General features: G+C 69.3%; 26 protein-coding genes and 1 pseudogene. 9 read left to right on the plus strand and 18 right to left on the minus strand.

Annotated elements, in window-relative coordinates:
* Positions 1–124 precede the first annotated feature (124 nt).
* From CKW28_RS01295 to CKW28_RS01310, 4 genes are all read right to left on the minus strand, one after another.
* A complete protein-coding gene (locus tag CKW28_RS01295) occupies positions 125–877 on the minus strand; it encodes a succinate dehydrogenase/fumarate reductase iron-sulfur subunit (protein ID WP_003924435.1) in 753 nt (250 codons plus the stop codon).
* Positions 877–2,793, minus strand: a complete 1,917-nt coding sequence (locus CKW28_RS01300; RefSeq protein ID WP_003924434.1) for a fumarate reductase/succinate dehydrogenase flavoprotein subunit — start codon at positions 2,791–2,793, stop codon at positions 877–879. Before CKW28_RS01300 ends, CKW28_RS01295 begins: the two co-directional genes overlap by 1 nt.
* 70 nt (positions 2,794–2,863) lie before the next feature.
* Positions 2,864–3,685 carry a succinate dehydrogenase subunit SdhC gene (gene sdhC, locus CKW28_RS01305; protein WP_040546229.1) on the minus strand — a complete coding sequence of 274 codons (822 nt, stop codon included), beginning with the start codon at positions 3,683–3,685 and terminating at the stop codon, positions 2,864–2,866.
* An 83-nt stretch (positions 3,686–3,768) separates the two neighbouring features.
* Entirely contained in the window at positions 3,769–4,059 is a 291-nt protein-coding gene (locus CKW28_RS01310; protein ID WP_040546228.1) for an Rv0250c family protein, read from the minus strand.
* Between the two features lie 111 nt (positions 4,060–4,170).
* On the opposite strand from CKW28_RS01310, the gene CKW28_RS01315 reads away from it, so the two are divergent.
* Positions 4,171–4,932 carry an isocitrate lyase/PEP mutase family protein gene (locus CKW28_RS01315; protein ID WP_003924431.1) on the plus strand — a complete coding sequence of 254 codons (762 nt, stop codon included), beginning with the start codon at positions 4,171–4,173 and terminating at the stop codon, positions 4,930–4,932.
* Positions 4,933–4,992: 60 nt separating this feature from the next.
* Here CKW28_RS01315 and CKW28_RS01320 read toward each other — a convergent pair whose 3' ends face one another.
* Positions 4,993–5,460 (minus strand): Hsp20/alpha crystallin family protein, encoded by a 468-nt coding sequence (locus CKW28_RS01320; RefSeq protein WP_003924430.1) that lies wholly within the window; start codon positions 5,458–5,460, stop codon positions 4,993–4,995.
* A gap of 189 nt (positions 5,461–5,649) precedes the next feature.
* Positions 5,650–7,035, minus strand: a complete 1,386-nt coding sequence (locus CKW28_RS01325) for a WS/DGAT/MGAT family O-acyltransferase (protein ID WP_003924429.1) — start codon at positions 7,033–7,035, stop codon at positions 5,650–5,652.
* A 176-nt stretch (positions 7,036–7,211) separates the two neighbouring features.
* On the opposite strand from CKW28_RS01325, the gene fdxA reads away from it, so the two are divergent.
* The gene (gene fdxA, locus CKW28_RS01330; protein ID WP_003924428.1) at positions 7,212–7,559 is read left to right on the plus strand and encodes a ferredoxin; all 348 of its coding nucleotides are present in this window, start codon (positions 7,212–7,214) and stop codon (positions 7,557–7,559) included.
* Between the two features lie 35 nt (positions 7,560–7,594).
* On the opposite strand, the gene CKW28_RS01335 is transcribed toward fdxA, so the two are convergent.
* The 4 genes from CKW28_RS01335 to CKW28_RS01350 form a co-directional block, all read right to left on the minus strand.
* Entirely contained in the window at positions 7,595–8,179 is a 585-nt protein-coding gene (locus CKW28_RS01335; RefSeq protein ID WP_064774587.1) for a GNAT family N-acetyltransferase, read from the minus strand.
* A 10-nt stretch (positions 8,180–8,189) separates the two neighbouring features.
* Positions 8,190–9,116 carry a 5-oxoprolinase/urea amidolyase family protein gene (locus CKW28_RS01340; protein WP_003924426.1) on the minus strand — a complete coding sequence of 309 codons (927 nt, stop codon included), beginning with the start codon at positions 9,114–9,116 and terminating at the stop codon, positions 8,190–8,192.
* Positions 9,113–9,781, minus strand: a complete 669-nt coding sequence (locus tag CKW28_RS01345) for a 5-oxoprolinase subunit B family protein (protein ID WP_040546227.1) — start codon at positions 9,779–9,781, stop codon at positions 9,113–9,115. The genes CKW28_RS01340 and CKW28_RS01345 overlap by 4 nt, the downstream gene beginning before the upstream one ends.
* Positions 9,782–9,855: 74 nt before the next feature.
* Entirely contained in the window at positions 9,856–10,575 is a 720-nt protein-coding gene (locus CKW28_RS01350; RefSeq protein WP_003924424.1) for a queuosine precursor transporter, read from the minus strand.
* Positions 10,576–10,695: 120 nt separating this feature from the next.
* On the opposite strand from CKW28_RS01350, the gene CKW28_RS01355 reads away from it, so the two are divergent.
* Both CKW28_RS01355 and CKW28_RS01360 read left to right on the plus strand, forming a co-directional pair.
* Positions 10,696–12,201: an MFS transporter gene (locus CKW28_RS01355; protein ID WP_003924423.1), complete on the plus strand. Its 1,506-nt coding sequence runs from the start codon at positions 10,696–10,698 to the stop codon at positions 12,199–12,201.
* A 13-nt stretch (positions 12,202–12,214) separates the two neighbouring features.
* Positions 12,215–12,793 carry a TetR/AcrR family transcriptional regulator gene (locus CKW28_RS01360; protein ID WP_003924422.1) on the plus strand — a complete coding sequence of 193 codons (579 nt, stop codon included), beginning with the start codon at positions 12,215–12,217 and terminating at the stop codon, positions 12,791–12,793.
* Positions 12,794–12,843: 50 nt separating this feature from the next.
* Here CKW28_RS01360 and CKW28_RS01365 read toward each other — a convergent pair.
* Positions 12,844–13,697, minus strand: a pseudogene (locus CKW28_RS01365) (YeiH family protein).
* A gap of 19 nt (positions 13,698–13,716) precedes the next feature.
* Positions 13,717–14,928, minus strand: a complete 1,212-nt coding sequence (locus tag CKW28_RS01370) for an alkane 1-monooxygenase (RefSeq protein ID WP_003924421.1) — start codon at positions 14,926–14,928, stop codon at positions 13,717–13,719.
* Between the two features lie 232 nt (positions 14,929–15,160).
* On the opposite strand from CKW28_RS01370, the gene CKW28_RS01375 reads away from it, so the two are divergent.
* Positions 15,161–16,867, plus strand: coding sequence for a GMC oxidoreductase (locus CKW28_RS01375; RefSeq protein WP_235653878.1), 1,707 nt, complete (start codon positions 15,161–15,163; stop codon positions 16,865–16,867).
* A gap of 3 nt (positions 16,868–16,870) precedes the next feature.
* On the opposite strand, the gene CKW28_RS01380 is transcribed toward CKW28_RS01375, so the two are convergent.
* On the minus strand, positions 16,871–17,668 hold the full coding sequence (locus CKW28_RS01380; protein ID WP_003924419.1) for an SDR family oxidoreductase: 798 nt from the start codon (positions 17,666–17,668) through the stop codon (positions 16,871–16,873).
* A 73-nt stretch (positions 17,669–17,741) separates the two neighbouring features.
* Between CKW28_RS01380 and CKW28_RS01385 the strand changes: the two genes are divergently transcribed.
* Complete coding sequence (locus CKW28_RS01385; RefSeq protein WP_003924418.1) at positions 17,742–18,245, plus strand: hypothetical protein; 504 nt, start codon at positions 17,742–17,744, stop codon at positions 18,243–18,245.
* Between the two features lie 9 nt (positions 18,246–18,254).
* Here the strand turns inward: CKW28_RS01385 and CKW28_RS01390 are convergent, their stop codons facing one another.
* Positions 18,255–18,983, minus strand: coding sequence for a DUF899 family protein (locus CKW28_RS01390; RefSeq protein ID WP_003924417.1), 729 nt, complete (start codon positions 18,981–18,983; stop codon positions 18,255–18,257).
* A gap of 92 nt (positions 18,984–19,075) precedes the next feature.
* Here CKW28_RS01390 and CKW28_RS01395 point away from each other — a divergent pair, with 92 nt between their 5' ends.
* Positions 19,076–19,879 carry an SDR family NAD(P)-dependent oxidoreductase gene (locus tag CKW28_RS01395; protein WP_003924416.1) on the plus strand — a complete coding sequence of 268 codons (804 nt, stop codon included), beginning with the start codon at positions 19,076–19,078 and terminating at the stop codon, positions 19,877–19,879.
* 85 nt (positions 19,880–19,964) lie between these two features.
* Positions 19,965–20,822 (plus strand): SDR family oxidoreductase, encoded by an 858-nt coding sequence (locus CKW28_RS01400; RefSeq protein ID WP_003924415.1) that lies wholly within the window; start codon positions 19,965–19,967, stop codon positions 20,820–20,822.
* Here the strand turns inward: CKW28_RS01400 and ftsH are convergent.
* Positions 20,773–22,797 carry an ATP-dependent zinc metalloprotease FtsH gene (gene ftsH / locus CKW28_RS01405; protein WP_003924414.1) on the minus strand — a complete coding sequence of 675 codons (2,025 nt, stop codon included), beginning with the start codon at positions 22,795–22,797 and terminating at the stop codon, positions 20,773–20,775. The genes CKW28_RS01400 and ftsH overlap by 50 nt on opposite strands.
* Positions 22,798–23,002: 205 nt before the next feature.
* Between ftsH and CKW28_RS01410 the strand changes: the two genes are divergently transcribed.
* The gene (locus CKW28_RS01410) at positions 23,003–23,935 is read left to right on the plus strand and encodes a helix-turn-helix transcriptional regulator (RefSeq protein WP_234785055.1); all 933 of its coding nucleotides are present in this window, start codon (positions 23,003–23,005) and stop codon (positions 23,933–23,935) included.
* Between the two features lie 23 nt (positions 23,936–23,958).
* Here CKW28_RS01410 and CKW28_RS01415 read toward each other — a convergent pair whose 3' ends face one another.
* From CKW28_RS01415 to CKW28_RS01425, 3 genes are all read right to left on the minus strand, one after another.
* Positions 23,959–24,399 (minus strand): STAS domain-containing protein, encoded by a 441-nt coding sequence (locus CKW28_RS01415; RefSeq protein ID WP_003924412.1) that lies wholly within the window; start codon positions 24,397–24,399, stop codon positions 23,959–23,961.
* Between the two features lie 208 nt (positions 24,400–24,607).
* Positions 24,608–25,549, minus strand: a complete 942-nt coding sequence (locus CKW28_RS01420; protein WP_003924411.1) for a carbon-nitrogen hydrolase family protein — start codon at positions 25,547–25,549, stop codon at positions 24,608–24,610.
* 32 nt (positions 25,550–25,581) lie between these two features.
* Entirely contained in the window at positions 25,582–26,994 is a 1,413-nt protein-coding gene (locus CKW28_RS01425) for an NCS2 family permease (RefSeq protein WP_003924410.1), read from the minus strand.
* Positions 26,995–26,998: the final 4 nt, after the last annotated feature.

The raw sequence follows: 26,998 nt of genomic DNA on the forward strand, positions 1-26,998 counted from the left end.
GCAGGCGATGTGGCAGGACCCCGCCGGCCGGTGGCCGGCGGGGTCCGCAGGGAGAGAGATCACGTGCGCCACACGTGCGCCACGACGGGACTGCCGAGGCGTGGACCGGGCGCTGACGGAGTGGCTACTGCCGTCGGAACAGCTTGTTGCCCAGCCAGACCACCGGGTCGTACTTGCGGTCGGCGACCCGCTCCTTCATCGGAATGAGCGCGTTGTCGGTGATCTTGATGTGCTCCGGGCACACCTCGGTGCAGCACTTGGTGATGTTGCAGTAGCCCAGGCCGTGCTCGTCCTGGACCTCCTCGGCCCGGTTGGGGTGGGTGTCCAGCGGATGCATGTCCAGCTCGGCCATCCGCATCAGGAAACGCGGCCCGGCGAAGGCCTTCTTGTTGTCCTCGTGGTCGCGAATCACATGGCACACGTTCTGGCACAGGAAGCACTCGATGCACTTGCGGAACTCCTGTGACCGGTTCACGTCCTCCTGCTGCATCCGGTACTCACCGGGCTGCAGATCCTTCGGCGGCCGGAACGACGGGATCTCGCGCGCCTTCTCGAAGTTGAACGACACATCGTTGACCAGGTCGCGGATCACCGGGAACGTGCGCATCGGCGTCACGGTGATGACCTCGTTCTCGGCGAACGTGGACATCCGCGTCATACACATCAACCGCGGCCGGCCGTTGATCTCCGCCGAACACGATCCGCACTTGCCGGCCTTGCAGTTCCAGCGCACCGCCAGATCCGGCGTCTGGGTCTGCTGCAGACGGTGGATGATGTCGAGCACCACCTCACCCTCGTTGACCTCGACGGAGTAGTCCTGCAGCGCGCCGCCGTCGTCGTCACCGCGCCACACACGCAGCTTTGCCTGGTAGCCCATCAGACCCTCCGTCCCGGATGCTCGGCGAGTTCCTCGTCGGTGTAGTACTTCTCCAGCTCGTCGATCTCGAACAGCGCCAACAGATCCGGCCGCATCGGCGGTTGCTGTTCCGGTGTGACCTCGATGCTGGGCAGGACGTCGTCGTCACCGGTGGCGCGGCATACCAGCAAGGTGCTGCGCCACTTGGCGTCCATGGCCGGATAGTCGTCGCGGGTGTGCCCGCCGCGGCTCTCGGTGCGATCCAGCGCCGCCTTGGCCACACATTCGCTGACCAGCAGCATGTTGCGCAGGTCGATGGCCAGATGCCAGCCCGGGTTGTAGTGCCGGCCCCCGTCGACCTTGAGATTGCGGAACCGCTCCCGCAACTCGCCGAGCTTGTTGAGCGCCTGCGTCATCTCCGCCTCGGTGCGGATGATGCCGACCAGCTCGTTCATCGTGTCCTGCAGATCGAGTTGCAGCGTGTAGGGATTCTCCGGGGTGGCGCCGTTGCTCGGCCCCTCGAACGGGGCCAGCGCCAGCCGGATGGCGTGGTCGACGGCCTCCTGCGACACCTGCGGACGATCCTTGAGCGCGTTGACGTAGTCGGCGGCGCCCAGGCCGGCACGCCGGCCGAACACCAACAGGTCCGACAGCGAGTTCCCGCCCAGCCGGTTCGAACCGTGCATCCCGCCGGCGCACTCGCCGGCCGCGAACAGGCCGGGCGTCCGCGCCGCGGCGGTGTCCGGATCCACCTCGATCCCGCCCATGATGTAGTGGCAGGTCGGTCCGACCTCCATCGGCTCCTTGGTGATGTCGACCTCGGCCAGCTCCTTGAACTGGTGATACATCGACGGGAGGCGTTTGAGGATCTCGCCCTCCGGGAGCCGGGACGCGATGTCGAGATACACCCCGCCGTGCGGTGAGCCGCGGCCGGCCTTCACCTCGGCATTGATCGCCCGGGCCACCTCATCGCGGGGCAGCAGATCCGGTGTGCGGCGGGCGGAGTCGTTGTCCTTGAGCCACTGATCGGCTTCCTCTTCGGTCTCGGCGTACTGGCCCTTGAACACCGCGGGGATGTAGTCGAACATGAACCGCTTGCCCTCGGAGTTCTTCAGCACCCCACCGTCACCGCGGACACCCTCGGTGACGAGGATGCCCTTCACGCTGGGCGGCCAGACCATCCCGGTCGGGTGGAACTGGATGAACTCCATGTTGATCAGCGTCGAGCCGGCCCGCAGCGCCAGCGCATGGCCGTCGCCGGTGTACTCCCAGGAGTTCGACGTCACCTTGTAGGTCTTGCCGATCCCGCCGGTCGCGAGCACCACGGCCGGCGCCTCGAACAGGATGAACCGCCCGGTCTCGCGCCAGTATCCGAAGGCCCCGGCGATGCGGTCGCCGTCCTTGATCAACTCGGTGATCGAGCACTCGTGGAACACCCGGATCCGGGCCTCGTAGTCACCGAATTCGGCCTTGTCCTCCTGCTGCAGCGAGACGATCTTCTGCTGCATGGTGCGGATGAGTTCCAGCCCGGTGCGGTCACCGACGTGGGCCAGCCGCGGGTAGGTGTGGCCGCCGAAGTTGCGCTGGCTGATGCGGCCGTCCTCGAGCCGGTCGAACAGGGCGCCGTAGGTTTCCAGCTCCCACACCCGGTCCGGGGATTCCTTGGCGTGCAGTTCGGCCATCCGCCAGTTGTTGAGGAACTTCCCGCCGCGCATGGTGTCGCAGAAGTGGGTCTGCCAGTTGTCTTTCGGGTTGGTGTTACCCATCGAGGCCGCGCACCCGCCCTCGGCCATCACGGTGTGGGCCTTACCGAACAGTGACTTGGTCACCACGGCGACCCGCAGACCGCGCTCGCGGGCTTCGATCACCGCGCGCAAACCCGAGCCGCCGGCACCGATCACCACGACGTCGTACTGGTGCCGCTCGACTTCAGTCATAACTCCCCATTCGTTGGATATTCATTTCGATCAGTCGTTACCAAACCGGATGTCGAACCGACAAGCGTTGTCAGCCAATGAATCTCAGGTCAGTGATCCAGCCTGCCGACACCGCCATGATGTAGAAGTCGGTGAACATCAGGGTGCCCAGGGTGATCCAGGCGAACTGCATGTGCCGGCCGTTCAGCCAACTGACTCTGGTCCAGGTCCAGTACCGCACCGGATGTTTCGAGAAGTGCTTGAGCCGGCCGCCGACGATGTGCCGGCAGGAATGGCAACCGCCGGTGTAGGCCCACAGCAGTGCGACGTTGATCAGCAGGATGACGTTGCCCAGGCCGAAGCCGAACCCACTCGGGGAGCGGAACGCCATGATGGCGTCATAGGTGTTGAGCAGCGTGATGGCCAGCGCGACGTAGAAGAAGTAGCGGTGGGAGTTCTGCAGGATCAGCGGGAACCGCGTCTCACCGCTGTAGCTCGAATGCGGTTCGGCCACAGCGCATGCGGGCGGTGACTGCCAGACCGAGCGGTAGTAGGCGCGGCGGTAGTAGTAGCACGTCACCCGGAACAGCAGCAGGAAGGGCAGCGAGATGATCGCGTACGGCAAAAACCACGGGAATTCGCCGAACCAGACGCCGAGGTGACTGGAGCCTTCCACGCAGGACGCGGACACGCACGGGGAGTAGAACGGCGTCAGATAGTGGTAGTCGGCGACGTAGTAGTAGTCGTGCATCAACGCTCGGACGGTCGCGTAGATGACGAACGCGGCCAGCCCGAGGTTGACCCACATCGGAGGCATCCACCACCGATCGGTGCGCAGGGTGCGCTGCGGTATCTCAGCGCGATTCGGCGAATGGACGCCGGTCGCAGAACGGTCGGCGGTGGGTGCGCTCACGGTTCCCTTTCGTTGTCGATCGGTCTTACGGGGGGACGGGACTCAGCGGGGAAGACGCCGGTCGAGCGTCGCGGACGCTCGACTCAGCGCAGCCCCTCGTCGTCGATTCCGTGCCAGAAGTTGGTGTCGTACTCGGTGTCGGGCACCGGGATCTTCTCGGCGGCGGGCACATGCCGGTGCAGTCCGCGCGACATCTCGAACTCCTCGGCGTCGATGTGCAGCCGGTCGATGTCGTTCTGGATGCGTTCTGCGCTGTTGACGATGCGCTTCATGCCCGGGCTGTCGCCATAGCGTGCTGCCAGCGATGCCACGCAACGCCGAAGGCCGTGCATGAGTTCGTGCAGTTGGGCGAGTTCAGCAGCGGTGGCGGACATTGGGGTGACCTCCTTGGGCTGAAGGGTGTCGAGAATCACATTACGACACCCGATGCTAGCCATATCACTGGGTTGATAGTGAGAGAGATCACGTCGACGCGCGGAGGTGCGGTGGGAAACAGACAGGTTTTGCAGAAGCGGGCGAGTGACTTCCTGGCACTGCACCGGCCCGGCGACCCGGTGGTGCTGCCGACGGTGTGGGATGCCTGGTCGGCCCGGCTGGCGGTGGACGCGGGATTCCCGGCGCTGACCGTCGGGAGTCATCCGGTCGCCGATTCGCTGGGCAAGGCCGACAACGAGGGGATGACGTTCGACGACGTCCTCACCCGGGTCGGTCAGATCACGGCGGCGGTCGAGGTGCCGGTGTCGGTGGACATCGAATCGGGCTACGCCGAGTCGCCGGAGCGGCTGATCACCGGCCTGCTCGACGCCGGCGCCGTCGGGCTCAACATCGAGGACACCGTGCACAGTGAGGGTCGGCGGCTGCGGTCGGTGGCCGAACACGCCGAGCTGGTCGGGGCGCTGCGGGCGGCGGCGGATGCCGCGGGTGTGCATGTGGTGGTCAACGCCCGCACCGACCTGTTCCTACGGCAGGACGGTGACGAGTCCGACCGGGTGGACCGGGCGATCGCGCGGCTGACCGAATGCGCGCGCGCCGGCGCCGATGTGTTGTATCCGGTGGGCCGGCACGACCCGGACATTCTGCGCCGGCTGGCCACCGAACTGCCGTTGCCGGTCAACGCGATCGCCGCGCCGGATCAGGCCGATCCGGCGAGCTTCGGGCCGCTGGGTGTGGCGCGGATCAGCTTCGGCCCGTTCTTCCAGGCGGCACTGGCCGTCCGGGCCGGGGAGATCCTGGCCCGTTGGCGCTGATCGAAAAAAATCTGGCGTGGAAACGATCGCTCACCGAACGTTTCCACGCCGAAATCGCACTTACTTGGCCTCGATCGCGATCCGCTCGCGCTCCGTGCCGGCGTGAGCACCGGCCACGCGAACGGTCAACACCCCGGCTTCATAGGTCGCCGAGATGTCGTCCTTGGTGACGTTGGCCGGGAGCGCGAACGACCGTCGGAACGAGCCATAGCGGAGCTCCCGCAGGTACCGGCCGTCCCGGTTCTCCTCGTGTTCGTCCCGACGCTCACCGTGGATGACCAGCCGGCCGTCCTCGAGCTCGACGTTGACATCCCTCTTGATGTCCACGCCCGGAAGCTCGAGCCGGATCACCGCGTCGTCACCGTCCCGTACCACCTCGGCGGCGGGGGTGAACTCGGCGGTCCACCAGTCACCGGTCACCTGGTCGCGCATCGGACCGAACAGATCACGCAACCACCCGTTGAACCATCTGTCGATGTCCAACGCCATGTCCAGGACCGGACGGTTTCTCAGCATCAGGTTGCTCATGCCTCATCCCTCCTCTCGTGCTCATCTCGTCGCTGCTTCATCGCTGAAGCCTGTGGGGACGGGCCCCTTTCGTCCCGTCTCCACTTTCTGCAACAACACTCACGTCCGTTTCATTCCCCGACTGTCTTTGCCGGAGTGGTGTTGTCACCCGGAAAAACACTGTGAGTGCCCACTGTCATCCGGCAAGAATCAGTTGCTGGCCACCAGGGTCAGCCCGTTCCGGGGCCGGGTTCGGGACCGTCGGCTGCACTTCACCAGCCGCCGGACCGCGGTCTCGATTCCGCGGGCGAAGTCGTCGATGTCGGGGACGGTGTCGAAGTCGGCGAGGATGCCGAACGACAGTTGATCGGCGTAGCTGAGGATCGCCACGCCGATGCGCAACTGGATGGCGATCGGCGGCACCGGCAGCACCGCGAGCACCGGACGGCCGAGCACCTGCAGCGGACGCTTGGGTCCGGGAACGTTGGTCGCGACGCTCACCACACCGCGTTGCGGCAGCCGGACCAGGAACCGCACCGCCTGGGCGGTCAACGCGAACGGGATCAGATCGGCGATCGAGGTCACCGCGTGGCCGGCCTCATGCTGTCCCGACGATTTGCTGCGGGACATCCGGTCGTGCACCGCCAGCAGGCGCTGCACCGGATCACCCACGTCGACGGGCAGGCACGGCAGCATCAACGACACCCGGTTGTCCGCCGCGCCGGAGGCATCCGGCGGGCGCACCGACACCGGTACCAGCGTGCGCAGCGCATCCGAGAGCGGCTGTACACCGCGCTGCAGCAACAGGGTCCGGTAGCTCTCGGTGAGCGCGGCCAGTGCGACGTCGTTGATGGTCACGTCGAACGCCCGGCACACCCGCCGGACGTCGTCGAGCCGCACCCGGGCGGCACTGTACCGGCGCAGATCCGACACCGGTCCGTTCAGCGGCGACGGAGCGCTGCGCAGCAGCCCGGCCGCCAGGTCACGCACACCGCGTCCGACGCGGAGGCCGGCCCGCACCACCGACAGCGGGGTCAGCGGGAGCCGCAACGCCGGTCGGTCCGGATTCGCCTGTTCGGTCCGGCGTGCGGTCCCGGTGCGCAACTGGTCGGCGAACGTCTCCCCGGGCCCGCCGTCGGACAGCCCGGCCAGCATGTGCACGGTCGCGATGCCGTCGGCGACGCAGTGATGCACCTTCATCAGCACGGCCCACCGGTTGTCCGAGAGCCCCTCGATGGCCCAGATCTCCCACAGCGGGTGGTTGCGGTCCAGCCGCCAGGACATGATGTCGGCGATCACCTCGTACAGGTCGCGCTCGGTCCCGGGCCGGGGCAGGGCGATCCGCCGCACATGTCTCGTGAGGTCGAAGTCGGGATCGTCGACCCACTCGGGGGCGGCCACGTCCAGCGGATACCGGCGCAGCCGCTGGCGGAACCGCGGGCAGACCGTCATGCGCTGCTCCAACGTGGACAGCAGCGTGTCCGGATCGGGCATCGGGCCGGCGAGGATGGCGACGCCGCCGATCGCGAGGCTCACATGCGGATCGGAGTCCTCCACCTCGAGGAAACCCGCGTCCAGGGGCGTCAACCGGGTCATGGACGCCACCTCCCGAAATAGCTGTGACGGTTGGTATCAGTATTGGCGTCGAAGGCCCCTTCGAGCAGGGCCGGAAGTCCCTTGTCGATCATCCGCGGACGGCTGGCTGGGCGCCACCGGCACATGAGGACTTTCGGCCCCTGCTTCGCTCACCCGAACCTTCCTACGCTGCGGATATGACCTACGTGATCGGAAGTGCATGCGTCGATGTCACCGACAAGTCGTGTGTGCAGGAGTGCCCTGCGGACTGCATCTACGAGGGTGACCGGTCGCTGTACATCAACCCGAACGAGTGCGTGGACTGCGGCGCCTGCAAGCTGGTCTGCAAAGTCGACGCCATCTACTTCGAGTACGACCTCCCCGACGAGGAGTACCGGCACCTCGCCGACAACGCCGCGTTCTTCACCGAGATCCTGCCGGGCCGCGACGCGCCGCTGGGTGACCCGGGCGGTGCGTCGAAGATCGGCCGCATCGGCGTGGACACCCCGCTGGTGGCCGGCATGCCGAAGCGTTCGGCCCACTGAGCGGTCAACGGCCGGGCGGGCCGCTCACCACCCGCTCACCACACGTCGCCGTCGCGCCAGTCGCAGGTGATCTCGGCGGTGGTGTCCAGCTCCACACTGATCGGCAACACGTAGAGCGACCGGTCGTCCTCGGGGGTGCGGACGATACCGGTGGGGCTGAGCACCGACGTCTTGCCGAGCCAGGGCAGCCAGCCGCGCGACGTGTACATGTGGCGGCCCGCCTCGGTGACGCTCAGCGCACCGAGCTGATAGGCGCCGCGCAGCACCTGCTCGATGCCGTCCATCAAGGCGTGGGCGAGCCCCTGTCCGCGCCAGTCCTTACGCACCGCGACCGCCTCCACGTAGCCGCAGCGCAGCGCGGTGCTGCGGTACAGCAACCGGCGTTGCACCACCGCGGCGTGGGCGATCAGCGTGCCCCGGTGCTGGATCAACGCGTGCATACCGCCGAGTGCGTTGTCCCAGTCGGTGTCGGTCATCTCGCCTTCGAACGCCTCGATCACCATCTCCCGGGCGCTCTCGAACGCCTCCTTGTCCAGGTCGGAGGTGTGCACGAGGCGGGCGGTCGGCACCCCGCGGATCCGGGGCGCACTGAAGTCTCGGGGAACGGCCTGCGTACGCACACCCCCACTTCTACCAGGGTTGCGGCAGCGGGGCCGCCATAACCGGGTCGGCCTGGTGATCGAACGGCCGGCGCGGCCGCGCCCAGTGCAACCGGACCGTCTGGCCGGGCCGGACCTGGGCGATCTTGTCGACGTCCTCGTCGACCACCACCCCGATCACCGGATAACCACCGGTGACCGGGTGATCCGGTCCGAGGATGACCGGAAATCCGTTCGGCGGCACCTGAACAGCCCCGCGGGTGGCGCCTTCGCTGGGCAGCTGCCGGTCCGGTTCCCGGTACTCCAGCGGCATGCCGACCAGACGCATCCCGACCCGGTCGCTGCGGTTGGTGGCCAGCCAGTTGGTGCGGACCAGGACGTCGGGGTCGACGAACCAGTCGTCCCGCGGGCCGGGCATCACCGCCACCTCGACCAGGTCCTCGTCGATGGCCGCGACCGGGGCCTGATCGAGTTCGGGGAACTCGTCGCTCTGGGTGCCGACCGGCAGCACATCGCCGGCCTTCAGCGGGCGCGGGCCGATTCCGGCCAGCACGTCGTGGCTGCGTGATCCCAGCGTCGGTTCGACGTCGATGCCGCCGCGGACGGCCAGATAGCTGCGCAACCCGGTGCGGGGCGAGCCGAGCGAGATCACCTCGCCGTCGTGCACGTACTGGATGCTGTTGGTGCCGAAGGGGATTCCGTTCACCGCCGGATTGGCGTCGGCGCCGGTGACTGCGATCGCGACATCGCCGCCGCGCACCCGGGCGGAGAACCCGCCGAACATCACCTCGATGGTGGCCCGGTCGGTGGGGTTGGCGACCAGCCGGTTGGCGAGCATATGGGACCTGCGGTCGGCGGCGCCGGACGGCGAGACGCCCAGATGCGCCAGACCCGGCCGACCGAGATCCTCGATCAGCGCCAGCGGTCCGGTCCGCAGAACCTCGAGCGTGACGGTCATCGTGCCTCCCGGAACTGGACCCACATGCCCGGTGTGAGCAGTGCGGGGGTGGAGCGGTCGAGGTCCCACAGCCGCGCCTCGGTGCGGCCGATCAACTGCCAGCCGCCGGGCGACTCCCGCGGATAGATGCCGCTGAACTCACCGGCCAGCCCGATCGACCCGGCCGGCACCCTGACCCGGGGTTCGGCGCGGCGCGGCACCTGCAGCCGCTCGTCGCCGCCGCCGAGGTAGGCGAACCCGGGGGCGAAACCACTGAACCCGACCCGCCACGGTCGGCCGGTGTGCGCGGCGATCACCTGTTCGGGTGTGAGGCCGGTCAGCCGGGCCACCTCGGGCAGGTCGGCGCCGTCGTAGATCACGTCGATCACCACGTCGGCACCGCGTTCGGGCGGCTCGAACGAGCGGTCGAACTGGTCCCGGGCCAGGTGCAACCGCCGCAACCGCTGGCGGGTCGGCGCCTGGTATTGCGGTCCGGCCAGTCTGACCAGGATGGTGCGTGCGGCCGGGACGATGTCGACGACCCCCAGCAGCTCCGCCGCCCGGAGGGCATCGGTCCAGGCCACCACCTCGGCGGTGCTGTCGAACTGCAGCAGCAGCGCCTGATCTCCGTAATTGTGGACGGCGTCGATGACCGCCGCTCCGATCGATTCTGCCACCACACTCATAACCGAAACCTACCCGCGAGTAGCTACGGGTGCCCGTAGCTTTATCACCTCGCCAGAGGAGTTTTACCAATGGCTCAGACGGCGGGCCGGTACGTGGGTTCCCGGCGCTTGACGAAGCCGATGACCCGGTAGGTCACCGGCAGCACCAGCACCTCGACCACGGTCTTGTAGATCCAGCCCAGCGCCAGGTAGGTGAGGAAGTCGTCGAGGGTGCTGATGCCGATCGCGGCGGCGGCGATGCTGCAGAACACCAGGGTGTCGGCGAATTCGCCGAGGACCGTCGACCCGATCAGCCGCGCCCACAGATGCCGCTCCTTGGTGATGGCCTTGATCCGCACCACGATCCAGGCGTTGACGGTCTGTCCGACGATGAAGCCGGCCAGCCCGGCGATCACGAGTTGGAAGAACGGTTTGACGACGGCCTCGAACGCGGCCTGGTTCGGGTAGAAGTCGGCGGGCGGCAGCTCGGCGGCGATCCACATCGCCAGCGACGCGACCGCCTGCATGGCGAATGCGACGAAGATCGCCTTGCGGGCGGCCCGGAAGCCGTACACCTCGCTGAGCACGTCGCCGATCACGTAGGTGAGCGGGAAGACGATGAACGCGCCGTCGGTGATGATCGACCAGTCGCCGATGACCGGCCCGAACGCGACCCCCTTGGTGGCGGTGACGTTGGAGATCAGCACCAGGCCGGTGAACACCGCGACGAGCACGGGGTAGTACGCCGAGCCGGTGGTGGCGAAGCCCCGGCCGGCGTCGGGGGCGGTGTCGTTCGGGGTCTGCGGGCCGGTCACCCGCCCATCTTGACAGGCCGGTTCACCGGGCCGGCCACCCGCCGGAGTGCGCCGGCACCAGGTATTTGAACGATAATTCAAGTTGAATTATCGTTCAAGTATCTGGTGGGAGGGTGAGCGATGACGCAGTGTGCGGTTCGGGCCGGCGCGCGGGAATGGGCCGGCCTCGGTGTGTTGGCGGTCCCGACGGTGCTGCTCGGTCTGGACGTGACGGTGCTGTATCTGGTGCTGCCGGCCGTCGCGGCGGATCTGGCGCCCTCGCCGGTGCAGACGCTGTGGATCATGGACGCCTACGGCTTCTTCATCGCGGGCTTTCTGATCACGATGGGCACCCTCGGCGATCGGATCGGCCGCCGCCGGCTGCTCACGATCGGGGTGACGGCGTTCGCCGGGGCGTCGGTGCTCGCGGCGTTGGCCCCGAGTGCGGAACTGCTGATCGTGGCGCGGGCACTGCTGGGTGTCGCGGGTGCGACGCTGATGCCCTCGACGCTGTCGCTGATCTCGAACATGTTCGTCGACGCCGCCCAGCGTGCGCTGGCGATCGGGGTGTGGGCCACGATGTTCGCCGTCGGGATGGCGGCCGGGCCGGTGGTCGGCGGCGCTCTCGTCGATCGGTTCTGGTGGGGCGCAGCGTTTCTGCTCGCCGTGCCGGTGGCCGCGGCGGTGCTGCTCGGAGCCCGTCTGCTGCCCGAGTACGCCGACCCGCAGGCCGGCCGGCTCGATCTGCGCAGCGTCGCGCTGTCCCTGCTCGCCATCCTCGCGGCGATCTACGCCGTCAAACACGTCGCGGTGCACGGCGTCGACGGCGTGGCGGTGGCCGCCTGCGCGCTCGCGGCGGCGGCCGCAACGGTCTTCGTGCACCGGCAACGCCGGCTGGACGCCCCCCTGCTGGATGTCACGTTGTTCGCCGACCGCGCGTTCACCGCGGCACTGACCGTGCTGCTCATCGGTCTGATCGGGGTGGGCGGCACGATGTATCTGGTCACCCAGTTCCTGCAGTTGGTCGAGGGTCTGACCCCGGTGCGGGCGGGATGGTGGATGGGCCCGCCGGCGTTGGCGATGTTCGTCGCGGCCATCGGCGCTCCGCTGATCGCCCGGCGGGTCCGGCCGGGCGTGGTGATGGCGGCGACCCTGGGGGTGTCCGTGCTCGGCTACGCGGTGCTGGCCTCCGCGGGCCGCGGCGACGGTCCGGCCGTGGTGGTCGCGTTCGCGTTCGTGTACCTCGGACTCGGGGCGATCGCGGCGTTGGGCACCGACATCGTGGTGGGCGCCGCCCCGGCCGCCAAATCCGGTTCGGCAGCCGCGATGTCCGAAACCGTCCAGGAACTCGGCATCGCCGTCGGGGTCGCCCTGCTCGGCAGCGTCACCGCCGCCGTCTACCGGAGTCGAATGACCGGGCCCGAGGGTGTTGCCGAGGGTGTTGGGGGGCCGGACGCGGAGCGTCTCGCCGAGAGCCTGCCCGCCGCGGTGTCGGTGGCCGACCGGGTTCCCGGCGAGGCGGTCCGGCTGGCCCAGGACGCGTTCGCCGCCGGGGTGAACATCGCGGCGCTGATCGGCGGCGCCGCCGTCGTGGTGGTCGCGGTGGTGTGCGCGACGGCGCTGCGGCACCTGCGTCCACTGGACTAGCCTGAGCGACACCATGGTTGACGCCGGTGAGACGACCGACGGACGCAGGGCCCGGGGGCAGCGGCGCCGCGCCGAGATCATCGACGCCACCCTCGCCGTGGTCGAGCGTGACGGCGCCGCGGGCGTCACCCATCGGGCGGTCGCCGCGGAGGCCGGCATTCCGGCCAGCCTGACCGCCTACTATTTCGCCACCCTCGACGACCTGCTGGTCGCGGCGCTGTCCAGCGTCGCCGATGGATACACCGAGCGGATCCGGGAGATCATCGAACGGCCCGGCGACCGGCTGCGGGGCCTCGCCGAGCTGATCGTCGAGTCGGCCGGTCCGGGCCGGGAGCGGGCGCTGGCCGAACGGGAACTGTCCACGCTGGCCGCCCGGCGCCCCGCGCTGCAACCGGTGGCGCGACGGTGGCGGGACAACGTCGCCGAACTGGCGTCCACCCTGACCGACGATCCCCAGGCGATCGCCGCACTGGTCGCGGCGTCCGACGGGCTGTGCACCGCGATCCTGATCGACAACGCCCCGGCCGACGTCGATTTCGCCCACGGCGTGCTGCGCCGGGCGCTCGGCGTGCCCGCCGAACACCAGCCGTGACCGAATTCGTGACCGAACCGTGACTGCACCCGCGGGGCGAACCCGTGCCGTCAACCGACGTCGACGCCGCCGAACAGCACGACCGCCAGTCCCAGCGCGACGACGATGTTGACCACGGTCGCCGAACCGAACACGGCGACCGGACGCCGGCCCGCCTCGCGCAGACCCTTGACCGAGAACTCCAGGCCGATCGCCACGAACGCGAAGATCAGGAACCAGGTGCGCAGATCGTTGATGGTGGCGATGTCGGCCTTGTCGCCGCCCCAGGCCAGATACAGCGTGCCGATGACCGACGCCGCGACGAAGCCCACCACGAACTTCGGGAACCGCTGCCAGAACTGCCCGATGGTGGGCCGGGCGGCCGTGTCGCGTTCCACCCGCAGCGCGAAGTAGGCGGTCAGCGCGATCGCCACGAACCCGATCAACGCGTTCTGGTGGTCTTGACGGCGGCGGCGATCGCCGCGCTGACCCCGCAGATCGACACCGCCGAGGCGAGCAGCGCGCGCAGCTTGGCGTCCAGCCCGACCCGGCCGCCCAGCCACCAGGTGAACCCGAAGACGATGCTGATCAGCAGCAGCGCCTGCACGATCGCCGGTCCGGCGGCGGTCACCAGCACCTTGAGGTTGACCGACGCGCCGAGCAGCATTAACCCGGTCTTGATGAAGAACTCGGTGCGGAACCCGCCGGCCAGCGCTTCCCGCACCGCCAGTCGGGTGAGCACCACATTGCCGAGCAGCCCCAGCGCGATTGCGTAGACCGGAAATTCGATCGAGTCGGCGATCCGGCTGAACGGTGTGCCGTCGGCCCAGTCCGGCACCCGGGCCTCCAGGTACCGGGTCGCCGCGCCCACCTCCCGGGGACGGCGCCCAGCAGCACCAGGGCGATTCAGGGCCAGGCCGACGATCGTGCCCACCAGTCTTCGGTCACCCGCAAGCTATCGGGTGCGTGCCGGCAACACCAGGGTTCTGTTCGGCGTGAACAGAACCGGGTCTCCGGTGCGTCCGCGGGTCCAGCGCCACCAGGCTGAGGTCCCCACCGTAGTGGGCCACCACCCTCGGGTCCATGATCTTCCGCCACAACGGCGGGATGAGGGCGTACAGCAGCATCTCGGCGTAGCCCGCCGGCAGTTGGGGAGCGTCCTCGGCGTGCCGCAGGGTCTGGTATCGCCGCATCGGGTTCGCATGGTGGTCGGAATGGCGTTGCAGCTGGAACAGGAACACGTTGGTGACCATCGCGTCGCTGTTCCAGCTGTGTTCCGGCCGGACCGGTTCATAACGCCCGCCGGGCAACCGTTGTCGGCGCAGTCCGTAGTGCTCGATGTAGTTGACCGCCTCCAGCAGGCAGCATCCCAGAACCGCCTGCACCACCAGCCATCCCAGCACGCCGATGCCGAACCACAGACACAGCCCGCCGAACAGCGCGACGCTGAGCAGCCAGGCGTTGAGGATGTCGTTGCGCAGTGTCCACGGCGATCGCTCCCGGCGTTCGAAGCGGTCGCACTCCAGCCGCCAGGCCGAACGGAATCCGCCCACCACCGACCGCGGGATGAAGCGGTACAGGCTCTCTCCGAAGCGCGCGCTCGCCGGGTCCTCCGGTGTGGCGACCCGGGCGTGATGGCCGCGGTTGTGTTCGACGAAGAAGTGGCCGTAGCAGGTCTGCGCCAGCGCGACCTTGCTCAGTCGGCGCTCGACGGCGGGCCGTTTGTGCCCGAGCTCATGGGCGGCGTTGATGCCCAGACCGCCGCTCAGGCCGACGGTCAGCGCCAGTCCCAGCTTGTCGACGAAGGTCATCGGCGCCGCACCACCGCCGCTCCACAGCCAGCAGGCCACGATCAGCGCCAGATACTGATTGACGACGAACAAATAAGTGGCCCAACGGAATATGCGCTGCGCCTCCAGCGGTGGGACGAGGTTCTCGGGTGGATTCGTCGTCGAGGTTCCGACCAGGCGGTCGATGAGGGGGATGACCATGAAGGTCACCACCACCCCGCTCCACCAGAAGGCCGGCCAACCCGTCTGCTCCACACCGTGCCACGACCCGTAGACGAGCGCCGGCGGCAGGGCTCCCAGAAACCACACATACCGCCCGTCCGCCCAGCGGCGCGGCACGCGCACGGCTGTCCAGTCCGATTTCACGCCAACCCTCAGTCCTTGTTCTCACGGCCGAACCACATCCGTCGCTGGTTCGAATGTCGCAAATTCATACCCAGGTATGCGATATGTCCGCATCGCCTTCGCTGAAGTCACCGCCGGCACGATCCGGTTACCGTGCAGCACGTCAATTGACCTGTTTTTCAAGGCGATACGAAGCATGTCGCACCGCGTCGGCAATGTACCGGGTATTTGTCACAACTGGATAACCACCAGCGTGCCGCGGCGGCGAAGCAAATCAAGATCGGCCAATATCGCGTTGCTGTGCGGGCCGCCGGTGGCGTGCGGCCCGGGAAAGGTGATCGTGGTCCGGTTGTCGCGTAGAGGGTTCCTCGGTGTGGCCGCCGCCGTCACCGCGGCCGCCGCCGGCGGGGGTGCGGTCTGGCTGGGATCCTCGTCCGGCCGGCCGAACCGGAGCCATTACCCGGCGATCGTGGTCGGCAGTGGATACGGGGGCGGAGTCACCGCGCTGCGGCTCGGCGAAGCCGGTGTGCAGACCCTGATCCTGGAGAAGGGTCGGCTCTGGGACACCCCCGACGACGACGGCAGACGGTTCACCAGAATGCTGCCGGCCGACACCCGCGCGGGCTGGTTCACCGATGTGCCCCCGAGCCTGGTGTCGTCCTTCGACGGCGTGTCGGTCGAGGAGGTGGCGCGCCACGTCCCCTCTGCCCAGCCGGTGCAGGCGGGCATCTGCGAGAAGGTTGTGCAGGGGGCGCACAACGTTTTTCGCGGAGTGGCCGTCGGCGGTGGGTCGATGGTCAATGCCGCCATCGCGGCGGTCCCGACACCGGCCCAGTTGCGCGAGGCGTTTCCCGACATCGATGCGCAGGAGTTCCGGGACACCTATATCCGCCGGGCCCGCCGGCAGCTGCGGATCAGCTACCGCGACATGGACTGGTTCGAGCACACCCCGTACTTCCAGTACGCCAGGGTCGGGCGGCGCTATGCCGAGGCTGCCGGCTACCGCGTCGATTACAACGGCAGCGCGTACTCGTTCGACTATCTGCGGCAGGAGGAGGCGGGTACCGTTCCCCGGTCCGCGCTGGACTTCGAGCAGCAGTTCGGCAACAACCACGGCCGGTTCGGCAGCGTCGACCAGACCTACATCCACGCCGCCCTGGCCACCGGCAACGTCACCCTGCGCCCGCTCACCGAGGTGACGGCGATCCGGCGGGAACCGTCCGGCGAATACGTGGTGTCGATCGGGGAGATCGACCGCTGGGGCAACGAGGTCGATGTCGACGAAATCGGCTGTGACCGACTGTTTCTCAACGCCGGCGTACTGGGAACCGTCAAACTGTTGCTGCAGGCCCGGGACACCGGGGCGCTGCCGGACCTCAATGACGAGGTCGGCCGCGGATACGGCAACAACGGCGACGTCATGGTGGCGCACCACCTGTCCCCGGCCGACCCGGCCGGTACCCAGCAGTCGCTGATGGGAATGATCAACGTCGACGGACGCGACGACCCGGACAATCCGGTGTACGCCAGCATCTTCTCGCTGCCGCTGCCGGTCGAGACGTTCGCGCTGGGGTACTACGTGATGGTCAGGACCGACGACCGCGCCGACATCCGCTACGACCGGGCGACGGACTCCATCAGCATCGACTGGCCCGAGGAGTTCAACGACAACGTCAACGCCCGCGCGCGGCAGGTGTTCGACCGGATCACCGCGGCCAACGGCGTCGACTACCGCGACGACCTGTTCGGCGGCGAGGTCTTCGCCCCGAACACCGTCCACCCGATGGGCGGCTGCGTCCGGAACCGGGCCACCGACGGATTCGGCCGGGTGCTCGGTTACGACGGACTGTACGTCAACGATGCGTCGTTGCTGCCCGGCTACCTGGGTTGCAACCCGTTCCTGACCATCACCGCGCTCGCCGAGCGCAACATCGAGGCGATCCTGGCGGGGCGGCGGTGACGATCAGCTCCCCGCCAGCCGCTTGTTGAGGGCACGGGTCAACCAGGCGGGCGAGAAGCGCGATCCCAGCGCGAACGCCTTGGTCTGCGCTCCGACCGGATAGTGCACCTGGCGGACCGTCCTGCGCAGCCGGGAGGGTTCGACCGCGGACACGATCACATCCGCCACGTCCTGCGCGGTCAACCGCACCCCCAGCGAGCGGGTGGTGCCGGTGTCGACGCCGGTGAGCATGGGGGTCTGCACGTACAGCGGCCAGATCGCCACCACCCGGATGCCGTACCGGCCCCATTCCAGGTCGAGCGCCTCGGTCAGCCCGCGGACGAAGAACTTGGTGGCGCTGTAGTTGGCCAGTTCGGGCTGGCCGTAGATGGCCGAGGCGGACGCCAGGTTGACGACCACCGAGTCCGGGGTGGCACGCAGGTGCGGGAAGGCGGCGTGCAACCCGTTGACGACACCCTTGGTGTTGACGTCGATCTCGGCGAAGTGCGCGCGCACGTCGATGTCCTCGAACCGGCCGGCCTTGAGGATGCCGGCGTTGTTGACCATGACATCCAGCCGGTTGCCGGCCTGGGTGGCGAATTCACTGACCCGGGTGGCCATCTCGTCGGTGTCGGTGACGTCGAGATGCCCGGTGTGCACCGTCGCACCGAGCCGGCCGATCTCCTCGGCCAACGTCCCCAGCCCGGCCTCGTCGATGTCGTAGGCGCCCACGGTGTAGCCCTTGCGGGCGAAGGTGAGCGCGGTGGCCCGGCCGATACCGGCCGCGGCGCCCGTGATGAAGATGGCCTTGTCGTTGCGCATACGCCATGATCACCCGAACGCGGGCTTCTCAAACACCGATTGCGCGACGGGTTCGCGCCGCACAATCGATCCCATGACCCAGACCGCGCCGGACTTCGACCTCGACACGGCCGCCAGCCGGGGCTCGGCCTTCGTCTACGGCAACATCCTGGTGCTCGCCGCGCTGATCGCGCTCACCCCGGAGCAGGTCGCCGACCCGACCGCGGTGGCGATCGTGCTGGGCACCGGGCTGTCCACCTTCGTGGCCCATCTGGTGGGTGAGGTGGTCGGCGACCAGATCCGCGAGGGCAAGGAGCCGTCGCGGGCCCGGCTGCGCAGACATGTGCGCAATTCGGCGCCGATCGCCTCGTCGGCGTCGATCCCGGCCGTGTTGCTCGCCGCCGGCTGGCTGGGCTGGCTGCCGGCGGTGTGGGCGCTGGCGGCGGCGCAGACCGTCACGATCGGGCGGGTCGGATTCCTCGGCGCGGTGATCGGCCACTACCACGGTGAACGGTCCGTGCGCGCGATCGTCTCCGGGGTGGTGCTGGCGCTGTTGTGCGCGGTGGCGGCCGCCCTGAAATGGCTGCTGACGCACTGAGCCGGCCCGCTACCGCGGGGCGGGCCCGTACCAGCGGGCGATGTCGGGGGAGTCCGGCCAGCCCGAATACGTCGGCCACCGCGGCCAGCCGTCCGGCGAGTCCTGCCACTCCTCCTGACGGCCCCACGGCAGGATGTCGAGCAGCGCGAAGACGTGGCTGAGCTGCTCGGTGCCGCGGCCGTCGGTGTGCCAGGTGCGGAACACCGCGTCGGTGCCGTCGGCGGCGGTGGCGCGCAGGAAGACGTTCACCGCGAACCCGCCGCCGGGCGGGGCGTCCACATCGGCGCCGAACGGGCTGTCCGCCGAGGAGTACCACGCCATCCGGTTGCCGACCTTCTCGCGGTAGGCCAACGCCTCGTCGATCGGGCCGTTGGTGACGACGACGAACCGGGCGTCGTAGTTGTCCAGGAACTCCAACCGGGTGAACTGGGAGGTGAACCAGGTGCACCCGCCGCACTGCCATTCCGCGCCGTCGGCCCACATGTGGTGGTAGGCGATCAACTGGGACCGGCCGGCGAACACCTCGGCGAGCCGGACCGGGCCCTCGGCGCCGACCAGGGTGTAGTCGGGCATCCGCACCATCGGCAGCCGGCGACGCTGCGCGGCGATCGCATCCAGCTCCCGGGTCACGGCCTTCTCCCGGCGGCGCAGATCGGCCAGCGCCGCCCGCCAGGTCCGGTCGTCCACCTCCGGCGGCAGGGCGGTGGGGGTGGCGGGGATGTCGGCGTCGGTGGTCATGTCGCGTCCTCTCGACGGTTCCGGGTCGATCTCGTCGATACCGACCCGGTGCGGTCGCGAAACTCATCGCCGACGCGCCGTACCCTCATCGCGTGACTTCCGAAGCTCCCGTCGCCGTCGTCACCGGTGCCAGCCGCGGCGCCGGGCGCGGTATCGCCCGGGCGCTGCTGAGCCGCGGATGGCGGGTGTACGGCACCGGCCGGACGGTGACCGACGCCGACGGTGTGATCCCCGCGCCGCTCGACCATGCCGACGACTCCGCGGTGGCGGCCCTGTTCGACCGGGTGGCGGCCGAATGCGGACGGCTCGACCTGCTGGTCAACAACGCCGCCGCGGTGCATCCCGCGTTGACCGATCCGCGACCGTTCTGGCAGAAGAGCGTCGAGCTCGCCGACATCCTCGACATCGGGCTGCGGTCGGCCTATGTCGCGGCGTATCACGCGGCGCCGTTGCTGCTGGCCGCGGACCGCGCGCTGATCGCGTTCACCTCCTCACCCGGATCGGTGTGCTACATGCACGGACCGGCCTACGGCGCGCAGAAGGCCGGGATCGACAAGATGGCGGCCGACATGGCGGTCGACTTCCGCGGCACCCCGGTGTGCACGGTGTCGATCTGGATGGGGATCCTGCTCACCGAGCAGATGCGGCGCGCCTTCACCGGTCGGCCCGACGCACTGGCCGCGATGGCCGAGCACGCCGAGACCCCGGAGTTCACCGGTCACATTCTCGATGCGCTGTACCGGGACCCGCAGCTGGAGCAGCTCAGCGGGCACACGCTGATCGGCGCGGAGTTGGCCGAGCGGTACAACATCACCGACGAGGGGGGACGCCGGCCGCCGTCGCACCGGGCGATGCTGGGCGATCCGCGCCCGCCCAGCGATGTGGTGGTGCGCTGACGGTAGTCTCGTTGACTTCGCACCGAGTCGGGTGCACACGCGCCGGCGGCGCTGACGCACAGTGAACGCGAGAAGCGGAGGACAAGTGGGAACGTACGCGGTCACCGGGTCGGCTTCCGGGATGGGGCGGGCAGCGGCGGAGAAGTTGCGGGCCGCCGGGCACCGGGTCATCGGGGTGGACCTGAAGGACGCCGAGGTGGTGGCGGATCTGTCCACGCCGGCCGGTCGGGCCGCGGCCGCGGATCAGGTGCTGGCCGCCGCCGAGAGCCGACTCGACGGGGCGGTGCTGGCCGCCGGGCTCGGCCCTCGCCCGGGCCGGGACAGTGCCCGGATGATCGTGCAGGTCAACTACTTCGGGGTGGTCGAGCTGCTGCAGAGCTGGCGTCCCGCGCTGGCCGCCGCCGGCAACGCGAAGGTGGTGGTGATCGGTTCGAACTCCACCACGACGATCCCGATGGTGCCGCGGCGGGCGGTGTCGCGGCTGCTGGCCGACGACCCGGAGCAGGCGGTGCGGGTGTTGCGGCGGTACGGTCCGGCCGCACCGTCGATGGCGTACGGCGCGTCGAAGATCGCGGTGAGCCGGTGGGTGCGGCGCAACGCGGTCACCCGGGCGTGGGCGCAGGCCGGCATCCGGCTCAACGCGCTGGCACCCGGCGCGGTCATGACCCCGCTGCTGCAGCAGCAGCTCGCCACCCCCCAGGAGGCGCGGGCGATCAAGGCGTTCCCGGTGCCGGTCGGCGGGTTCGGCGACCCGGACCAGATGGCCGACTGGATGCTGTTCATGCTGTCGGATGCGGCCGACTTCCTCTGCGGCAGCGTCGTCTTCGTGGACGGCGGGTCGGACGCCTACTTCCGCGCCGACGACTGGCCGCGGCCGGTCCCGGCCCGCGGGCTCATCGGTTACCTGTGGCGGATGCGGCGGTTCCGAGCCCGGCGGCGGTGACCGGCGCGAGTCCGGCTGCGGCGTACACCTGGTGCTCGTCGAGCGTTTCGTGCTCGAGCAGTTCGGCGACGATGTTGTCGAGGCGGTCGCGGTTCTCCCGCAACAGTTTCCGCGCCTCGGCGTAACACTCGTCGATCAGCCGGCGCACCTCCTCGTCGACGGCGGAGAGCATGTCGTCGGAGACGCCGGCCATCCGGGGGTCGCCCTCTTTCGGCAGCACCGACACCGGGCCGACCCGCTCCGACATGCCCCAGCGGCCGATCATGTTGCGGGCGATGCCGGTCGCGGTCTCCAGGTCGCTCTCCGACCCGGTGGTCACCACGCCGAAGACCTCCTCCTCGGCGGCCATCCCGCCCAGGGCGCCGATGATGCGGCCGCGCAGATACTCCGCGGTGTAGCCGTAGCGGTCCTCCTCCGGGGTGGACAGGGTGACCCCGAGCGCGTGACCGCGCGGAATGATCGACACCTTGCGCACCGGATCCGCTCCGGGCTGCAGCATGCCGAGCAGCGCGTGGCCGGCTTCGTGGTAGGCGGTGCGGCGCCGATCCTCTTCCGGCAGCACCAGATTGCGGGCGGTTCCCAGCTGGATCTTCTCCAGCGCCTCGCTGAAGATGCGGTTGGTCACCTGCGGCTGCCCGGTGCGCGCCGCGGTGAGCGCGGCCTCGTTGACCAGGTTCGCCAGGTCCGCGCCCGTCATCCCGGGGGTCATCGCGGCGATCTGGTCCAGGTCCACCTCGTCGGCCAACGGCACCTTGCGGGTGTGCACCCGCAGAATGTCGGCGCGGCCCTTGCGGTCCGGGGGGTTGACGGCGATGGTGCGGTCGAACCGGCCGGCCCGGGTGAGCGCCGGGTCGAGGATGTCCGGACGGTTGGTGGCGGCCAGCACCACCACCCCCTCGGAGCCGCTGAACCCGTCCATCTCGGTGAGCACCTGGTTGAGGGTCTGTTCCCGTTCGTCGTGCCCGCCGATGGTGGCGCCGGCGCTGCGGGCGCGGCCGATGGTGTCGATCTCGTCGATGAAGATGATCGACGGCGCGACCTTGCGGGCCTCCTGGAACAGTTCCCGGACCCGGTTGGCGCCGACACCGACGATCATCTCGATGAACTCCGACCCGCTGGCGGAGAAGAACGGCACGTTGGCTTCGCCGGCGGTGGCCCGGGCCAGCAGCGTCTTGCCGGTGCCCGGCGGACCGGTGAGCAGCACCCCCTTGGGGGCGCGGGCGCCGAGCTTGCGGTACTTCTCCGGGTTGCGCAGATAGTCGACGATCTCGCTGATCTCGGCCTTCACCTCGTCGATACCGGCGACGTCGGCGAACGTGGTGCGCACCGACTCCGGGTCGACGGGTTTCTTCTTCTCGCCGCCGAGCCCGAACAGTCCGCCGCCCATTCCGGTCATGGCCCGCTGGCTGCGTTTGAACAGCCAGTACCAGAAGCCGAACAGCAGCAGGATCGGCAGCATCGAGATCAGCAGGTTCACCCAGATGCCGCGTTCCTCGGTCAGCGGTTCGGCCGAGACGGTGGCGCCGCCGGCCTCCAGCGCGGCCAGCAGGTCGTCCTGGGCGAACGTCGGGCGTTCGGTGGTGAACTTCTGATAGGTCTGTGGACCGTCTTCCGAGGACTCCTGCCCGGGAATCGGGCGGGCTTCGCGCAGCGTGCCCTGGATGGTCTCGCCGCGGGAGAACACCTCGGACACGTTGCGCTCCGCGACCTGGGTGGTGAACTCGGTGTAGGGGATCTGGGTCGGGCCGCCGAGGTTGTCCTGGAACGACAACATCGCGAACACGATCAGATACCCGAGTCCGAGGTAGATCAGGATGCGCCACCACGGCGGGCGGGGTGGTCGTCCGTCCGCGGCGTCGTCGGAGGCGGGCAACCCCTCGGTGCGCCACGGCTTCGGCTCCGGTTTCGCCCCCGGTCTCGGTGACGCCTGGTCGAGGGTGTCAGCGGACCGGGCGGAGTCCCTGCTCTTGGCCATACGCCATGATCACCCGTCGCGGCGGTGTTGCAAACACCCGGCACCGCCCGCGTATGTCGCTTCCCCTGTCAGACCGGTCGCCGCCCGGTAGGGTGAGCGCTGTTCCGGGGGAGGGCGAGCCGGCCGGCCTCTGGTCAGCGTGAGCGACGACACGATGGTGGCTACGGCGGAGCGACAGGGACCGATCACCCGGTCCCGTACCGAGTTGACCGACCCGAGTGAGGTCGGCGACTTCCTCGAGGCTGTCTACGGGGTCCGGGTCTCCCGGGTCCGGCCGCCGCGCTCCCACGACGGGCCGCTGCTGACCCATGTGCGCGCCGACGCCGGATCGTTCATCGTGGACCGGCTGCACATCGCCGGCGAGCTGCACACCACCGCCGATCCGATCCACAAGGTGGTGACGTTGTGGCCGACGAGCGGGCGGGTGGTGGGCCGGTGCGCGGGTCTGGAGGGCCGCGCCGGAGCCGGTGAGATCATCCTGTCCGGCCAACCGGATCTGGTCAGGCAGACGCACTGCGACGATCTGGCCGCGACGGTCATCCTGCTCGACCCGGCGTTGGTGGCCCACGTCGCCTCCGGTTCCGCCGGCGACGACGCGGCCGCGGCCATCCGGTTCGCCAGTCTGCGGCCGGCCGTCGGCGCCACCCGGTTGTGGCAGGACACCGTGCGCTATGTGCGAGACCATGTGCTCGTCGACGACACCCGGGCCACACCGCTGGTGGTGGGGCAGGCCGCCCGGCTGCTCGCCGCGGTCACCGCGTCGGCGTTTCCCAACAGCGCCGCCGAGCCGGCCGGTCAGACGGTCAACGGTCAGCGCCCGCCCCTGCTGCGGCGGGCGCTGGACTACATCGACGCGAATGCGGCGGCCGATATCTCGCTGGCCGACATCGCCGCCGCGGTGCACGTCACCCCGCGGGCGCTGCAGTACATGTTCCGCCGCCATCTGCAGACCACACCCCTGCAGTACCTGCGGCGGATCCGGCTGCACCGGGCCCATCATGATCTGCTCGCCCAGACCCCGGCCAGCGACACCGTGGGGGCGATCGCCGCGCGGTGGGGCTTCGCGCACGCCGGACGGTTCGCGATGCAGTACCGGCAGACCTACGGTCGCAGCCCGCATCAGACCCTGCGCGGCTGACCGGATCTCGCTGCTCCGGGGGCTCAGCAGGGCATCACGGGCTCGAGGTGGCGCAGCGCCTCGACACCCGATCCGGCCAGCGGCAACGGGATCTCGGGCATCGCCCGCAGAAACGGCCGCATCGCCGCGCCGTACACGATCGCCCACGGGGCTCTGCCGGTCTGCCGTTCCGCGTCGAGCGTCAACAGCGCCCGGAAACCGGCGACGCTCAGGAAGCTCAACTCACTGATGTCCAGCACCACCGGATGGGCGGGTGGGGTGAGGGCGCCGACCCGGCCGGAACCGGCGACCGGCTGGGAGATACAGTGCGCCGCCACCAGCGGGCGCAGCGTGTCGACCACCAGTTCGGCGTTGGCCGCGTCGATCTCGCCGCGCAGGGTGAGGACGGTGGCCACGTCGCCGTGATGCACCGCGACCCATGCGCCCCCGCATGCGAGGAACGGCGAATAGAACCGACCCTGCACCGCAATCACCCCGGAAGACGTCGCCGGTATCCCGTGCAGACCCCTCACCTGCGGATTCGGTGGACGACGTCGCATTGATTCTAGGCGCTGCGGCGCCGGTCGGGTCGTGGTGAGCGGAGTCGATGTTCGCGATCGGGACGACGGTGCGGCCCGGATTTCGTTTTCCGGATCACCGCCCGCAGCGCCGGGCCCGACGGCTCGGGCCGGTTCAGGATGGACCGGATGCGCCCCGGGCCGAGCGCATGTGGCGGCGATACCAGCGCCGACCGTGCCAGCGCTGATAGTGCCAGACCGCGGCGGGCAGCGGCCCGCGCGGATGCAGCCAGTACCGGCGCGGCGGGTCCAGCAGCGGGGGACGGCGGCCGAGGTCGATCTCGCCGAGGACCACACCCTGCCCCTCCTCGGGGCGACGCTCGGCGATGACGGTGCCGTCGGCGTCGGTGATCAGCGTCGAACCCTCGAACCGGCCCCGGTAGGTGATCGGCGCCCACGGCATCCTGCAGGTCAGTTCCCCGGCGTGCGCGGCGTGCACCACGGGGGCGCCGACGTACTTCGCGAACGTCGCCGCCGCGGCGCGGGCGGTGGCCCGGTTGCGCTCCTCCCAGCGTTCGAACAGCGCGCGCGGCGGCCACGGCGGAATCGACCACCATCCCGAACCGGTCAGCACCAGATCCACCCGGGAGCGCAACCGGTGCACCGTGGGGGTGCGCATCAACTCCCAGCACACCGCCGCGCCGACGTGGTGGTCGCCGTACCGGAACACCCCGTCGTCCGCGCCGCCGATGTAGAACGCGTTCTCCCACATGGTCGGCCGGTCCTTGTCATGGCGGCCGATCACCCCGCCGGGATCGGCGGCCAGGTAGGCGTTGCGCACCTCGCCGTCGGCGTCGCGGCACAGAAACGACCCGCCCACCAATGCGCCGTAGCGCTTGGCCAGCGACGTGAGCAGCGCGGTGGCCTTGCCGTCGGGCGGCAGCACCGCGTGTCCGAGCGACTCGTCGAACCCGATGCCGGTGGTGAAGAACTCCGGTAGCGCAATGATTTTCGCGCCCGCCCGGCCCGCCTCGTCGGCGAGTCGCTCACAGGTGGCCAGGTTGGCGGCCACATCGCCGAGCACCGCTTCCAGTTGGATCGCCGCTGCCAGCACCATGGCCCGACGCTACCCAACCGGATCCGCGACCGTCACACCCCGGCGAGCGCCTCGATCCAGCCGCGGGCGAAGTACAGCAGGAAACCGGCGGCCACCACCCACAGCAGCGGGCTCACCTCACGGGCCCTGCCGACGGCGCTGCGCATCACCACCCAGGAGATGAACCCGATCCCGATGCCGTTGGCGATCGAGTAGGAGAACGGCATGCTGACCACGGTCAGCACCACCGGCAGCGCCACCGAGAACTCGGTGATGTCGACATGGCGCAGATGCGAGACCATCATCGCGCCGACCACCACCAGGGCCGCCGCGGCGACCTCGGTGGGCACCACCGACGCCAGCGGTGAGACGAACATCGCCGCCAGGAACAGCGCCCCGGTGACCAGGTTGGCCAACCCGGTGCGGGCCCCCTCGCCGATACCGGCCCCGGATTCGACGAACACGGTGTTCGACGACGCCGACGCCGCCCCGCCGGCCACCGCCCCGACACCCTCGACCACCAGCGCCGACCGCAGCCGCGGGAAGGTGCCGTCGGGTCCGGCCAGCCCGGCCTCCCGCGACAACCCGGTGAAAGTGCCCATGGCGTCGAAGAAGTTCGCGAACACCAGCGTGAACACGAAGACCGTCGCCGCCAGCACCCCGATCCGGCTGAACCCGGCGAAGCTGAACTCGCCGATCAACGACAGGTCGGGCAGCGCGAACGGCGACCCGTCGAGCGCGGGCACCGACAGACCCCAGCCGCCCGGGCGTTCCGCCGCGGGGCCGAGATGCCAGACGGCCTCGATCACCGCCGCCACCACGGTGCCGCCGATCAACCCGATCAGGATCGCGCCGCGCACCCGGCGGGCGATGAGGATGCCGGTCACCAGCAGCGTCGCCACGAACAGCACCGTCGGCACGGTGGTGATGGAGCCGCCGCCGTCGACGCCCAGCCCGGTGGGCGGCGACGGCAGGCCGGTGGAGCCGATGAACCCGGCGTTGACCAGGCCGATGAACAGGATGAACAACCCGATCCCCGCGGTGATCGACAGTTTCAGCTGCATCGGCACCGCGTCGAAGATCATCCGGCGCAGCCCGGTCGACGACAGCAGCACGATGATCAGCCCGTTGATCACCACCAGTCCCATCGCCTCGGCCCAGCTGACCGACCCCACCACGCTGGTCGCCAGGAACGAGTTGATGCCCAGACCTGCGGCGAACGCGAACGGCAACCGCGCCACGACACCGAACAGGATGGTCATCACACCCGCGGTGAGCGCGGTGGCGGCCGACACCTGTGCGAACCCCAGCCGGTTGCCGTCGACATCGGCCGATCCGGAGAGGATGATCGGGTTCAACACGATGATGTAGGCCATCGCGATGAAGGTGACAAGGCCGCCGCGCACCTCGGTGCTGACTGTCGACCCGCGCGCGGAGATCTCGAAGAAGCGGTCGAGACGATTCACCCCT

The sequence above is a fragment of the Mycolicibacterium thermoresistibile genome, from assembly GCF_900187065.1.
GTDB classification, from domain to species: Bacteria; Actinomycetota; Actinomycetes; order Mycobacteriales; family Mycobacteriaceae; genus Mycobacterium; species Mycobacterium thermoresistibile.

Bases quoted from the DNA above. Each gene is read 5' to 3' on its own strand.
- CKW28_RS01345 (WP_040546227.1), bottom strand. From the start codon at position 9,781: ATGAGTGTGGTGGCAGAATCGATCGGAGCGGCGGTCATCGACGCCGTC.
- CKW28_RS01320 (WP_003924430.1), bottom strand. From the start codon at position 5,460: ATGAGCAACCTGATGCTGAGAAACCGTCCGGTCCTGGACATGGCGTTG.
- CKW28_RS01420 (WP_003924411.1), bottom strand. From the start codon at position 25,549: ATGGTGCTGGCAGCGGCGATCCAACTGGAAGCGGTGCTCGGCGATGTG.
- CKW28_RS01325 (WP_003924429.1), bottom strand. From the start codon at position 7,035: ATGACCCGGTTGACGCCCCTGGACGCGGGTTTCCTCGAGGTGGAGGAC.
- CKW28_RS01295 (WP_003924435.1), bottom strand. From the start codon at position 877: ATGGGCTACCAGGCAAAGCTGCGTGTGTGGCGCGGTGACGACGACGGC.
- fdxA (WP_003924428.1), top strand. From the start codon at position 7,212: ATGACCTACGTGATCGGAAGTGCATGCGTCGATGTCACCGACAAGTCG.
- CKW28_RS01385 (WP_003924418.1), top strand. From the start codon at position 17,742: ATGACCCAGACCGCGCCGGACTTCGACCTCGACACGGCCGCCAGCCGG.
- CKW28_RS01310 (WP_040546228.1), bottom strand. From the start codon at position 4,059: ATGTCCGCCACCGCTGCTGAACTCGCCCAACTGCACGAACTCATGCAC.
- CKW28_RS01390 (WP_003924417.1), bottom strand. From the start codon at position 18,983: ATGACCACCGACGCCGACATCCCCGCCACCCCCACCGCCCTGCCGCCG.
- CKW28_RS01380 (WP_003924419.1), bottom strand. From the start codon at position 17,668: ATGCGCAACGACAAGGCCATCTTCATCACGGGCGCCGCGGCCGGTATC.
- ftsH (WP_003924414.1), bottom strand. From the start codon at position 22,797: ATGGCCAAGAGCAGGGACTCCGCCCGGTCCGCTGACACCCTCGACCAG.
- CKW28_RS01340 (WP_003924426.1), bottom strand. From the start codon at position 9,116: ATGACCGTCACGCTCGAGGTTCTGCGGACCGGACCGCTGGCGCTGATC.
- CKW28_RS01360 (WP_003924422.1), top strand. From the start codon at position 12,215: ATGGTTGACGCCGGTGAGACGACCGACGGACGCAGGGCCCGGGGGCAG.
- CKW28_RS01355 (WP_003924423.1), top strand. From the start codon at position 10,696: ATGACGCAGTGTGCGGTTCGGGCCGGCGCGCGGGAATGGGCCGGCCTC.
- CKW28_RS01300 (WP_003924434.1), bottom strand. From the start codon at position 2,793: ATGACTGAAGTCGAGCGGCACCAGTACGACGTCGTGGTGATCGGTGCC.